This is a genomic window from Bosea sp. NBC_00550 (assembly GCF_026020075.1).
Taxonomy (GTDB): domain Bacteria; phylum Pseudomonadota; class Alphaproteobacteria; order Rhizobiales; family Beijerinckiaceae; genus Allobosea.
In genome coordinates, this window is record NZ_CP102773.1 from 443050 (window position 1) to 455653 (window position 12604).

Consider the following 12604-nt stretch of genomic DNA (forward strand, 5'->3'; position numbering starts at 1 on the left):
GATGTCGTCCGCCGAGGATCGCAGCACAGGTGCTCCGGATACCGGGCCCGTGCTGGATAGCCCAACGACCACGCCCTCGGGGAAGCGGCTAAACGGCGGGATCCTGTTCCTGCTTGCTGGACTCGCAGCGCTTGGCGCGCTCGCCACCAACATCATCCTGCCGGCCTTTCCGCAGATTGGCTCGGAGTTGGCGATTTCCTCGCCAGAACTCGGCCTCCTGCTCAGCAGCTTCTTCATCGCCTTCGCGATCGGGCAGTTGTTCGTGGGGCCGCTCGCGGACCGGTTTGGCCGCAAGCCCCTGGTGCTTGGCGGTCTGATCGTCTTCGCCGCGGGTAGCACCATCAGCGCCCTCGCAGGCGATCTGTCCATGCTGTTGCTGGGCCGGATCGTTCAGGCGCTCGGAGCCTGCGCGGCATCGGTCCTTGCGCGTGCCATAGCCCGTGACCTCTTCGATGGCGTAGCCTTGGGACGGGCTTTGGCACTGACCATGATCGCGGGAGCGGTGGCGCCGGGGTTCTCGCCGCTGTTCGGAGGCGTTCTATCCGGCGCCTTCGGCTGGCGGGTGTTGTTTGTCGTGGTTGCCGTCTTCGGTCTCGCGCTCGCCTGGCATTATGTCGCCAGCGTCGGCGAGACCCACGCTGTCGAGCGTCGGACGCCGCTGGCGTTTTCGTCGGTGGCATCGACTTACCGGGACCTCGCGGCCGATCAGCGGTTTCTGCTGCCCGCCCTGGCGGTGAGCTTCGTCATCGGCGGGCTGTACAGCTTCTTCGCGGCTGCGCCGGGCGTGCTGATGAACACACTGGGTCTCAGCGCTATTCAGCTCGGCCTGTCTTTTGCGGCGACGGTTCTGGTCGTGTTTGCCGCCGGCTTCCTGGCGCCGCGCCTGGCACGCCGTCACGGTGACCGCGGGGTCGGCCTGCTGGGCCTCATCGTCGCACTCGCTGGCGGTTTCGCCATGTTCGGGTTCGCCGCATGGCCGAGCTTCACAACCTTCACGTCGGCCATTGTCCTCTATCTTTTCGGCATGGGGCTGATCAATCCGCTCGGCACGGCCATCGCGCTCCATCCCTTCGGTCGGCAGGCAGGGTCGGCGTCCTCGCTGCTCGGATTCCTGCAGATGAGCTGCGCCGCGATCGGCGCGTTCGTCGCCAGCTCGCTGCCGTTTTCACCGCCTGCGTCCCTTGCCGCCGTCCTGACCATGGCAGTCGTTCTGGCAATCGCCGCATTCCTCCCCGTTTTCCTGCGGCGGAGCCGGACGGCGCCCAGCGGGCGAGCCGGAACCTACTGGAGGCTGATATGAGACGGATTGTTGCCACAGGGCTGGGTGCGGTGACCCCGCTGGCGGCCGGTGTCGCGCCAAGCTGGGCGCGCCTGCTGGAGGGTCGGTCGGGAATCCGCAGGCTCCCTGACGAGATGGTCGGCGATCTCTCGGCCAAGGTTGGAGGCGTCGTGCCTTCAAGGCAGGAGGAACCCGAGGCAGGCTTCGATCCCGACGCCGTGCTGCCGCCGAAAGACCAGCGGAAGGTCGACCGGTTCATCATCTTTGCGCTGGCGGCGGCAGACGAGGCACTTGCGCAGGCCAACTGGAAGCCCGACGAGGAATCCGGGCGCTTGCGCACGGCAACGATCATAGCGTCGGGCATCGGCGGATTCCCGGCGATAACTGAAGCGGTGCGCACCGTCGATACCCGGGGCGTGCGCCGGATGTCGCCGTTCACGATCCCATCCTTCCTGGTGAACCTCGCGGCGGGGCACATCTCCATCCGCCACGAATTCAAGGGTCCTCTCGGTGCGCCCGTAACGGCTTGCGCGGCCGGGATCCAGGCGATCGGGGATGCGGCTCGTCTGATCCGCGCAGGAGAAGCCGACGTCGCCGTGTGCGGCGGCACGGAAGCCTGCATGAACATTGTCAGCCTCGGCGGCTTTGCCGCTGCACGCTCTTTGTCGACCGGCTTCAACGACAGGCCTGCCGAGGCCTCGCGCCCGTTCGACACAGCCCGCGACGGCTTCGTCATGGGCGAGGGAGCCGGCATGCTGGTGATCGAGGAACTGGAACATGCTCTGGCGCGCGGCGCCACGCCGCTCGCCGAGCTCGTGGGCTACGGTACGACCTCTGACGCGCACCACATCACATCCGGTCCCGAGGACGGCAATGGGGCCCGCCGGGCCATGGAGATCGCAATCGCCCAGGCGGGGATTACTCCGCGCGAGATCGGCCATCTTAACGCCCACGCCACCTCGACCCCGGTCGGCGATCTCGGTGAGCTCGCCGCGGTCAAGGCATTGTTCGGCTCAGACGGCGAAATCGCCGTCAGCGCGACAAAGTCGGCCACTGGACACCTGCTTGGCGCCACCGGCGGCCTCGGCGCGATCTTCGCCATCCTGGCGCTCCAGCATCAGCTGGCTCCGCCGACGCTCAATCTCGATACGCCCGATCCTGGCGGCGACGGCATCGACTTCGTCAGACACGCGGCCCGGCCGGTGGCGACGGACTACGCGATTGCCAACGGTTTCGGCTTCGGCGGCGTCAACGCCAGCGTGCTGTTCCGGCGCTGGACGGGTCAGGCGGCCGCGTGCTGACGCGACGTACGACACGCGCCAAAACCAGACCTCAAGCATCTGCCGGAAAGCCGACATTCGTTATTCCAATGGAAGGCGCGAACTTGCGACCAAGTCCGCTCAAGCCAAGAACTCAGCTTCAGGCCGCACCAATGGTCATGCCGCCGCAGACATAGACCGTCTGCCTGGTCACGAAGCCGCTGCGGGCGTCGAGCAGGAAGGCGACCGCGTTGGCGATATCGTCCGGCTCCGCATCTCACAACGGCAACGCATCACGTCGCCGCATCGACACTCCGGCCCGTGGCGACCAGCGCTCCATCAAGTCTGTTGTCACCCCGCGTCGCGTCCGAGTGAAGATGAAGGGTGGACGGGCGAGCGCCAACGGCCTGAGCGCCGCCCTCACGGCATGAGAGCCGCACTATTTGGCGGAGCGCCCCCGATGGGATCGGCGAATCCAATAGCGAGGCGCCATGTTTTCCTTCGCCGGGGGTGGTTTAGGGGACGACGAGATATTGCGGCGGCGGATCGATCGTCGTGCCGGGGCCGTAGTTGACCAGATAGGACTCGATCCAGATTCTCTTGCGATCGAGCCGACCCGTGCCGACGGCTTGGTTCTTGTAATGTCCGCAGCGCAAATGCGGCTTAACGTGGCCTCGGCCTTCTGCGTAGTCGTGTTGTTTGCCCTGCCGATCGGTGACGTAACCGATATGCACGGTGACGTAATCCTTGGTGATCGGCGGCTTTCCTTTCTTGATCCGTGCGGCATCGAGCTTCGGACTGACCGGCGCGGGCGGTCGGGTGCTGATGCCGCGCACATGCAGCGTCATGGCGAGGCAGAGAGCTATTCCTGCCGTTGGGCGGTATGAGGGTCGATGAAAGAGGGCAAGTGCGCCGAGGTTGTTGGCGGGCCATCGTATCGCTGAACTACGGCTTCGCCGCTCGGGAGGAACGAAGCGGTAAAAGGATGACCGAAGACAAGATTGCGACTAGAGCGGGGAAAATGGATGGCCCACCATACGCGATAGCTGTTCGGTGCCGCCTCCTTAATCAGCCAGAACAAGCGATGATCCGGTCCTTCCTCCCATTCGACCAGCATCGTCTCGTAAGGAAGCTTGGTGCGGCCTGCGCCAATCGCAATAGCCACCGCATGGGTGTAGTCGCCAGAATGCTCCTCGAGCCACTCGATCACATCACGCGAAAAGACGAATTTCGGTGCCGTCTGCATGCGGGCAAAGACCTCAGCCGCTCCCGGAAAATTGGGGTGCGGCTGGAAGCGCAGGTCATGAAAACGGCTAACCGGCAATTTCGCCCCCTTCGGACGATCCCAATCCAGCAACGTGACTGAGGCGCGGACGAGCTTGCGGCACCATACCGGAATCCCATCGAGCGAAGCAATTTGCGCCATGGTGTAGCGCCACCCGGGCGATCAGTGTGCCGAGGAGCCCCCGCGGGGCGAGATGCGCCAATATCTGCCCTTCGCTCGCCTCCATATAACGGACGTTCAGTTTTCCGGCCGCCGCCTCGACCGCCCCTACACACACCCGCAATGCAAGTGAAAGTCGGCCGCCGTCGTTAGGTTGTCTGTTGACAAGTTTCGACTAGGACGGCTGCGCTCCGGCTTGGGCCCTTCGCCGGCAAGCCCGGCGAATATCTGGTCGAAGACACCGAGCCGGCTCCAGCGAATGAAACGGTTGTAGAGCGTCTTGTGGGGACCATAGTCCTTGGGCGCGTCCTTCCACTGCAGGCCGTTGCGGATCACGTAGACGATGCCGCTCACGACGCGCCGGTCATCGACCCGAGGAACCCTATGCGAAAGCGGGAAATGCGGCGCGATCCGCGCCATCTGGCGCTCGCTCAGCAGAAACAAATCACCCATCACGGCATCCTCCCGGACACCGTGAATCACATCTCAAGCCCGATTAATAGGTCCTGAGCCTAGGCGGCAACCCACATGATCGCCATCAATGGCACGACGCTTTTCCCAGCGTTAGTTCTCGAATGTTTTAAGCGCGAAGAGGTTCAAAGGCTTCACTGCCCCGATGCAAGCCAGACCCAAAGCCGCGACCTTGCCATAACTGATGTCACCGCTTCAGGCGCACCACCTCTACCGGCCAAACGAGACCGTTGTAGGGACGCTGGCTGGGCACACCTTCTGGCGGCAACTGCTGCCGACTAGGCGGGCACTTTGGTGTTCGTTTGATCGACGCCCATGGCCTTCATGTCCTCGTAGCGGTCGCCAATCCTGGCATGCGGCCTGCCGCTGGTCGCCGCGCCGATCGCGATGACAAGCTCGTCCGCGCCCGGCGCATCGGGGATGACGATCGAAGCCGTGAGGAAATGCGAGCGCTTCCCCAGCGTGTTGATGTGGGTGAGCGGCACATCGATGGACGTGCCGGGCCCTGCGCGCTTGTTGGTGAAGTTGAGGTAGGAAACGCCCTTTACGGCTTCGCGGAGCGCGTTTCCGAAGCGCAGCGTATGGATCAACGCCGAGGCATGCTCGACCTCACCCGAAACGCCGACAACCGCAGCCTTGCCGTAGGCCTCGACTGCCTCGGCGCCGCCGATCGCCTCGAGCAGGCGCGGCACCATCTTCGCACCCAGTTCCGGCGCGATCGACATGATCTCCGGCTGCAGATCTTCCACGAAGCCGCGGCCGGCCCATGGGTTTCGGATCACGGCGGCCACCACGCTGGTGCGGTACGGTTTCGAGACCGCCCGGCCGCCCTCGATCAGAACCTCCTCGCTGGACACGGCAAACTTTCGAATGAGATCTTTCATCGGTCGTCCTCGTTAAATTGGCGCTGCGTGGCTGTCGGGAAATCGCTACTGAGCTAGAAATCTCTCGATGCGATCGGCAACAAGGTCGGGCGTCTCGAGCAGGACGCTGTGCCGAAGACCCGGCAGGATCTCGACCTTCGAGCCCTTGATCTCTTCGTGCAGGAGGCGTGACATGCGCGGGTTCGAGCCCGGATCGTCCTCGCCCGTCATGATGAAGGTCGGCGTCCGGATGTCGCTCAGCGGAAGCCCTTCATCCGCAAGGCCGAAGACGCGATAGGCGGCCAGATAGGATTTCGGATCGTTGGCGGCGAGTTCTTCCAAGCGCTGCGCTACCCGCTCGGGGTTCCTCGCCTTGAACTCGGGCGTAAACCAGCGTTCGGCCGCGGCTCCCGTGACGGCACGGACGCCGTCACTAGCGAGCAGTTTTGTGCGCTCGATGACGCGCGTCCGTTCCTCGGGCGTGCGCTGAGCCACCGTGCTGATCAGAACGAGTTTAGTCAGTCGGTCGGGCGCCTCGAGCGCGCAGCACTGGGCGATTAGCCCGCCTAAGGAAAAACCTACAAGCGCGAAATTGGTCAGGCCCTGATGATCTGCCAGCGCAAAGACGTCAGACACGAAGTCGGACATCTCGCAGTCGGTCATGCGGCCGGACTTCCCGTGTCCTCGCAGGTCGGCGCGCAGGACGGTGTAGTGCGAAGCGAGCCGCTCGGCGATGGCATCCCAGCTTTCGAGATTAGCGCCGACGCCATGCACGAGGACTACGGGATCGCCTGCGCCCTCACGGCGATACCGGATCGACATACCGCCGCGACTTTCGAAGATTCCCTCAGACTGAGACACTAGCCAGCTCCTTTTGTCTGATGGTATACCTAATTAGAATGAGCGAGCAAGGGGCTGGACGGGCATGGAATTTACGCGTTTCGGGCGAACCAACGTGATGGTTTCTCGCATCGGCCTTGGCGCCATGAGCTTTGGCGACAAAAGCTGGCGCCCCTGGGTTCTCGAGCAGGAAGAGGCCACGCCCGTCATCCGCAAGGCACTCGAAAGCGGCATCAACCTGATCGACACCTGCGACTTCTATTCGGCGGGCGCGAGCGAGACGATCCTTGGCAACGTCCTGTGGGAGCAGGTCAGGCGCGACGAGATCGTGCTGGCAACGAAGGCCGGCAATCCGATGTCGAAGCATGTGAACGGGCGCGGATTCTCCCGCAAGCACCTCTTCGAGGCCCTCGACGCCTCCCTGCGCAGGCTGAAGACCGACCACGTCGACCTGTTCCAGACGCACATCTGGGATCCCACGATCGATCTTGAGGAACTCGTCGACGCATTCGACGCCATCGTCCGCTCCGGCAAGGCGCTCTATGTCGGCACCGCGCAGGTTCCGGCTTGGTCCTTCGTACGCGGCGTCTGTCTAGCCGAAAGCCGTCACAAGGCGGTCTTCCGGTCACTGCAGTGCGAGTACAATCCGGCTCACCGTGAAGCCGAACGCGAGCTGATTCCTTTCTGTCGTGACCAGGGCCTCGCCGTCATTCCCTTCGGCCCTCTGGCGCGGGGTTTCCTCGCCGTCGACAAGAGGCTGGAGGCGGACTGGACCGACCGCGACAAGACTGACGACTACACCCGCAAGCATTACTTCCGCTCCGGGGACTTTGCGGTCTTCGATGCGCTGGCCACGGTAGCGCAACGGCATGGCACGACGCCGGGAGTGGTATCCCTCGCGTGGACGATGCGTCAGCCCGGGGTGACGGCTCCGCTCATGGGGGTCGAGACGGTGGCCCAGGTCGAGGCGGCCTTGGGCGCGCTGGACCTCCAGCTGACAGACGAGGACCGCAGACTCATCGACGCCGCATATGTGCCGCGTCCCATCAAAGCGGGCGGGCATTGAACGTCCGTCCCAGCCCTCAATCCCCTATCGTTTAAGGCGACGCTGCACATGCGTCGTGCGAGGATCATGTCATGGACGGGTTTCAGCTGTTTATCGACGGCGGTTTTACCGACGCGCGCGACGATAGGCGTTTCGAGTCGGTCAACCCGGCGACCGGGGATGCCTGGGCTTCGATCCCCGACGCCCAAGAGCAGGATGTCGATCGCGCAGTACAGGCCGCACACAGGGCATTTCGCGAAGGTCCCTGGCCGCGCATGAGCGCCGGCCAGCGTGCGGATCTTCTGAGGGCCTTGGCGGACCGCCTTGCCGCGGCCGGTGCCGAGATCGGCCGGATCGAGACGACGGACACGGGAAAGCTTCTGAAGGAAACGATCTGGCAGGCCGAGAACACGGCCAAGATCTATCGCTACTTCGCCAGCCTAGCTGAAATCGAGGAGGGGGCCATCGCGCCCTCCCCCGGCAACAAGCTGCTCAACCTGATCATCCACGAACCCGTCGGCGTCGTCGCCGCGATCATCCCATGGAACTCGCAGCTCCAATTGTCCGCCTACAAGATCGGGCCCGCTCTCGCGACGGGCAACACCATCGTAGTCAAGGCTTCGGAGGATGCATCGGCCCCCCTGCTCGCATTCGCCAAGATCGCAGCCGAGGTCGGCTTCCCGCCCGGCGTCTTCAATGTTGTCAGCGGTCAGGCCGCCAACTGCGCCGTGCCGCTCACCCGTCATCCGTTCGTCCGGCGCATCGCGTTTACGGGAGGTGTCGAAACGGCGCGCAAGATTATCCCCAACAGCGCCGCCAACTTGGCGAAGCTGTCGCTCGAACTCGGCGGCAAATCGCCGGTCATCGTTTTCGATGACTCGGATCTGGATAGCGTCGTGAACGGCCAGATCGCCGGCATTTTTGGCGCGAGCGGCCAAAGCTGCGCGGCCGGCTCGCGCCTGATCTGCCAGGACGGTGTCTACGAGGAGGTCGTGTCGCGGCTGACGGCGCGGATCAAGACGATTACGATAGGCGATCCGCTCCAAGCCTCGACGGACATGGGACCCTTGGCCACGGAAAAACAGCGCTCCCGGATCGAGCGCATTCTCGATGAATCGCTCAGATCAGGCGCGAGGCTGCTGGCCGGCGGGGCGCGCCCGGCCGGGTTCGATCGCGGCTTCTACTTCGAGCCGACGGTCGTCCAGTGCCCGGATCAGTCGTCCTCCGTGGTGCGGCAGGAACTCTTTGGTCCCGTCCTCAGCGTGCTGCGCTTCAAGACCGAGGAGCAAGCCATCGCGATCGCCGACGACAGCGAGTTCGCCTTCGCCGGCGGCGTATTCACGCGCGACCTGACCAAGGCGCTGCGCGTGGCCCGTAGCATCCAAGCCGGTCGCATCTGGGTGAACACCTATCGGGCCACGGCCGGCAACGTGCCGTTCGGCGGCTTCCGCAACAGCGGCTACGGGCGGGAGGGCGGGAGCGACGCGCTGCGCGACTATACTGAAGCCAAGGCCATCATGATCAATGCCACCGGAGAGCCGGTGGCGGACCCCTTCGTGATGCACTGAGCCGCCTGTATCCTCCGAAGCCGCAGTCGACCTTGGAATGCCGAGCATGGGATTTTCTCTGAGTTTGAGGGGCTATGTCGGGACGGCGATCATCCTTGTGATCGCCTGCCTGGTGGTGTCCGCCCCACTGCTCGCTCCCTTTGATCCGGTCGCGACGAGCGTGATGTTCCTGTCGCCGCCCGACTCGACCTACTGGTTGGGGACCGACGACATCGGCCGCGACACCCTGTCCCGCCTGCTCTATGGCGGGCAATCCTCGCTCCTGGTCGGTATCGGCGCAGCCATCACGGCGCTCGTCATAGGCGTACCCGTCGGTCTCCTTGCAGGTTTCGAGGGCGGCAGGATCGATGCGGCGATACGGCAGTTCATCGACCTGTTCATCGCGCTGCCGAGCCTGATCCTGGCTCTTTTGATCACGGCTGTTCTTGGGCCGACGCTGCTCAACCTGATCCTCGTGCTGGGGTTCGTCAGCTGGCCTCGCGTGGCGCGGCTCGTCCGGGGGCAGGCGTTGGCGCTCCGCGAGGCCGTCTTCGTAGAGGCGTCCACGGCGGTGGGTGCCGGCACTTGGTGGATCATCTACACGCACATCTGGCCCAATGTGCTTCGTTTGGTCGCCGCCCAGTTCGCGCTAACCGTCGCTTATTCGATCTTCACCTCCGCCAGCCTTAGTTTTCTCGGTCTGGGGTTACCGCCGCCGGCTGCCGACTGGGGCGCGATGGTTCGCACCGGCTTCGACTATCTGGCGCTGAACCCGCTGATGAGCCTCGCGCCGAGCATGGCGGTTGCGGCGACGGTGTTCGGTTTCTACCTGGTCGGGACGAGCATCGAATGAGGCCCTCCACAGATGGTCAAAGTCTGGTCGAGATCGACAACCTGAACATCGCCTTCCAGGCGGGAAAGCGGTCGATCGTCGCCGGCCGCGGTATCTCGTTCGCGATCAAGCCAGGCGAAGTCGTCGCCCTCGTCGGGGAGTCGGGTTCTGGGAAGTCCACGGCTGGATTGGCGATGCTGGGACTGCTCGACCGCACCAATACCTCCGTCAGCGGCAAGATCGACATCAGGCGCAAGAACGGCGCCGTGTTGGATGTGGTCTCCGCCAAGGAACGCGACATTCGCTCGCTGCGCGGCAACGATGTCGCAATGGTCTTTCAGGAGCCGATGTCGTCGCTGAATCCCGTCTACCGGATCGGCGACCAGATCACCGAGGCGATCAGGTTGCATCGCCGGCTCTCCAAGCAGGAGGCCTGGGTCGAGGCCCGTCGCCTACTCGATATCCTCGGCGTTCCCAGCCCGGCCGCCTGCCTGACCTACTACCCACATCAGCTCTCGGGCGGCATGCGCCAGCGCGTGATGATCGCCATGGCCCTGAGCTGCAACCCGTCGCTGCTGATCGCGGACGAGCCGACGACGGCGCTCGACGTCACCATCCAGGCGCAGATCGTCGAACTGCTGAAATCGCTTCAGCGCCAGAACGGCATGGCGATCCTCTTCATCACCCACGACCTTGGACTGGTCGCGGAGATCGCGTCCCGCATACTCGTCATGTATGCCGGCCAGATCGTCGAGGAAGGGCCGGTGGCAGAGGTCTTCGCCAATCCGAGGATGCCCTATACGCGGGCGCTTCTCAGGTCGCGGCCCCAGTTCCGCGGCGAGGGTCAGAAGATCAAGGCGATCGGCGGCGCCGTTCCAAATCTCGCCGCGCTGCCGACGGGCTGCAGCTTTCATCCGCGATGCGAATATGCGCTCGGCGGCCTGTGCGACAGCGCGGAGCCGCAACTGCTCGCTGGCGGCGCGGAGAACCGAAAGGTCCGTTGCCTCCGAAGCAACGACCCCGAACTGGTCATCGGCTGACAAATGCTTCAGGTCCGCAATCTCCAGAAACACTATCCCATCCGCAAAGGCATCTTCTCCCGCGTCGTAGGGGCCGTGCGGGCAGTCCAGGACGTTTCCTTCGACATCGGTACCAGCGAGGTCCTCGGCCTTGCAGGGGAGTCGGGCTCCGGCAAAACGACGATCGGCCGCTCCGTCCTCCGGCTCGTGGAGCCTTCCGCCGGGACTGTCAGCTTCGACGGCCGCAATGTCCTCGACTTCGATAAGGAGCAGCTCAGGACGTTTCGCCGCTCGGCCCAGATCGTCTTCCAGGACCCGTTCGCCGCGATCAACCCGACGATGACGATCTTCGACGTTATCGCGGAGCCGTTGCGCGTGCAGAAGGTGGCATCGGGCTCCGAACTCGCCGGCCGCGTGGAAGGGTTGCTGAACGACGTGTCACTGCCACTGGATTTCGCGAAACGAAAGCCGCAGGAGCTTTCCGGGGGTCAGCGGCAAAGGGTGGTCATCGCACGGGCGCTCTCGCTGGAGCCGAAATTCATCGTCGCCGACGAGCCGGTCTCCGCGCTTGATGTTTCCATCCAGGCCCAGATCATCGGCCTGCTTGAAGACCTCCGGCACAGCCGCGGCCTCTCCATGTTGTTCATCTCGCATGACCTTGCGGTGATGAGATATCTCTCCGACCGGATCGCCGTGGTCTATCTCGGCCGCATCATGGAGATCGGGAACGCGAAGCAGCTCTGCGATTCACCGCGCCACCCTTATACGCAAGCATTGCTCTCGGCAGTGCCCGGCCATGCAGGAGCGGAGGGCCGCATCGTCCTCAAGGGCGATGCGCCGGACCCACGCAATCCGCCCTCAGGATGCGTTTTCAGGTCGCGCTGCGTGCATGCAAAGCCGGAATGCGCCGATGGCATTCCGCCGCTTCAAGATGTCGGTGAAGGCCGACAGCTCGCCTGTATTCGGTACCGCGAGCTGGGCTAACGGAAAACGCACGCACGGACGGTCTTCTGTTAGCTCAACGCGATCAGCTCACCCGGATCTGCGGGTTGGCGATCGAATAGCAGGCGTCGGCCAATGCGTTCATGACCACCACGGCGGCGATCGTGATCATTCCGACCGCTAGCATGACAGGGAAGTCCTTAGCCAGGATGGACGACACAAGAAGGCTACCGATGCCCGGGATCGAGAACAACGCCTCGGTCACCACCGCCCCGCCCATGAGCTGGCCCAAGCTGAGCCCGACATAGGTGATGACCGGCAGGATGGCGTTTGGCATGACATGCTTGAACGCCACACTGGTTTCGGTGAGCCCCTTGGCCCGTGCCACTCGCACGAAGATGCGCTTGCTGACGGCGTCGAACTCGGACCGGTAGATCAGCGTGAAGGAGCCGTAGTAATACGCCGACAACGTCACCACCGGCAGGAGGATATGGCGGAAATGCTCGTAGGCTCCTTCGGACCAAGGCGCCCACCCGATCGACGGCAGCCAACCGAGATGTACGGAAAATATGAAAATGAGAGTCAGGCCCAAGGCAAAGTTGGGCAGGGTGATGCCCAGCACTGCCAATGCCGTCGCGATCGGGCGCACGACGGAACGTCCGACGGTAAGCGTGTTTACTCCTACCGCGACGGCGCATGAGAGCAGGATTGCAAGGAAGCCCAGCTCCAGGGTTACGGGTAGGCGCGGCAATATGGCCTCGGCGACGGTTTGCTGGGTCGAATAGGAGCGGCCGAAATCGCCCGTGGCGGCCTTCGAGATCCAATCGAAGTATTGAACCACCAGAGGCCGATCAAAACCCAGCTGGGCGCTAAGCTCTGCGATGCGCTGGGCGGTCGCGTCCTGCCCCAACATCAAGGCGGCGGGATTGCCAAGCAGCCCCGCGACGCTGAAGAACAGGATCGCCGTGATGGCGATCGAGCTCGGGATCGCCCATAGCAGCCTCTTGAGCAGGATCAACAGCATGGCTTGTCCTCAGCGCGACAGGCTGCAGGATGCCGGAAT

The 12604-nt window shown here is 63.9% G+C and carries 12 protein-coding genes and 2 pseudogenes; 7 read left to right on the plus strand and 7 right to left on the minus strand.

Annotated features, from left to right (window positions below):
- Position 1 precedes the first annotated feature (1 nt).
- Positions 2–1300 (plus strand): multidrug effflux MFS transporter, encoded by a 1299-nt coding sequence (locus NWE53_RS29125; RefSeq protein WP_442865103.1) that lies wholly within the window; start codon positions 2–4, stop codon positions 1298–1300.
- A complete protein-coding gene (gene fabF, locus NWE53_RS29130) occupies positions 1297–2580 on the plus strand; it encodes a beta-ketoacyl-ACP synthase II (RefSeq protein WP_265055197.1) in 1284 nt (427 codons plus the stop codon). Before NWE53_RS29125 ends, fabF begins: the two co-directional genes overlap by 4 nt.
- Before the next feature lie 118 nt (positions 2581–2698).
- Here the strand turns inward: fabF and NWE53_RS29135 are convergent.
- From NWE53_RS29135 to NWE53_RS29160, 6 genes and pseudogenes are all read right to left on the minus strand, one after another.
- Positions 2699–2806 (minus strand): annotated as a pseudogene (locus NWE53_RS29135) (short-chain dehydrogenase); the annotation flags it as partial.
- Positions 2807–3053: 247 nt separating this feature from the next.
- Positions 3054–3386: an AcrVA2 family anti-CRISPR protein gene (locus tag NWE53_RS29140; RefSeq protein WP_265055198.1), complete on the minus strand. Its 333-nt coding sequence runs from the start codon at positions 3384–3386 to the stop codon at positions 3054–3056.
- A gap of 14 nt (positions 3387–3400) precedes the next feature.
- Positions 3401–3964 (minus strand): hypothetical protein, encoded by a 564-nt coding sequence (locus NWE53_RS29145; RefSeq protein WP_265055199.1) that lies wholly within the window; start codon positions 3962–3964, stop codon positions 3401–3403.
- A gap of 222 nt (positions 3965–4186) precedes the next feature.
- Positions 4187–4435, minus strand: a pseudogene (locus NWE53_RS29150) (transposase); the annotation flags it as partial.
- Positions 4436–4731: 296 nt separating this feature from the next.
- Positions 4732–5337 (minus strand): amino acid synthesis family protein, encoded by a 606-nt coding sequence (locus tag NWE53_RS29155; protein ID WP_265055200.1) that lies wholly within the window; start codon positions 5335–5337, stop codon positions 4732–4734.
- Positions 5338–5382: 45 nt separating this feature from the next.
- Entirely contained in the window at positions 5383–6177 is a 795-nt protein-coding gene (locus tag NWE53_RS29160) for an alpha/beta fold hydrolase (RefSeq protein ID WP_265055201.1), read from the minus strand.
- Positions 6178–6241: 64 nt separating this feature from the next.
- On the opposite strand from NWE53_RS29160, the gene NWE53_RS29165 reads away from it, so the two are divergent.
- From NWE53_RS29165 to NWE53_RS29185, 5 genes are all read left to right on the plus strand, one after another.
- Positions 6242–7222 (plus strand): aldo/keto reductase, encoded by a 981-nt coding sequence (locus NWE53_RS29165; RefSeq protein ID WP_265055202.1) that lies wholly within the window; start codon positions 6242–6244, stop codon positions 7220–7222.
- 71 nt (positions 7223–7293) lie between these two features.
- Positions 7294–8769, plus strand: coding sequence for an aldehyde dehydrogenase (locus tag NWE53_RS29170; protein ID WP_265055203.1), 1476 nt, complete (start codon positions 7294–7296; stop codon positions 8767–8769).
- 37 nt (positions 8770–8806) lie between these two features.
- Entirely contained in the window at positions 8807–9601 is a 795-nt protein-coding gene (locus NWE53_RS29175; protein ID WP_265055204.1) for an ABC transporter permease, read from the plus strand.
- Positions 9598–10620 (plus strand): ABC transporter ATP-binding protein, encoded by a 1023-nt coding sequence (locus NWE53_RS29180; RefSeq protein ID WP_265055205.1) that lies wholly within the window; start codon positions 9598–9600, stop codon positions 10618–10620. Before NWE53_RS29175 ends, NWE53_RS29180 begins: the two co-directional genes overlap by 4 nt.
- A 3-nt stretch (positions 10621–10623) precedes the next feature.
- Entirely contained in the window at positions 10624–11583 is a 960-nt protein-coding gene (locus tag NWE53_RS29185) for an ABC transporter ATP-binding protein (protein WP_265055206.1), read from the plus strand.
- A gap of 43 nt (positions 11584–11626) precedes the next feature.
- On the opposite strand, the gene NWE53_RS29190 is transcribed toward NWE53_RS29185, so the two are convergent.
- On the minus strand, positions 11627–12565 hold the full coding sequence (locus NWE53_RS29190; protein ID WP_265055207.1) for an ABC transporter permease: 939 nt from the start codon (positions 12563–12565) through the stop codon (positions 11627–11629).
- Positions 12566–12604: the final 39 nt, after the last annotated feature.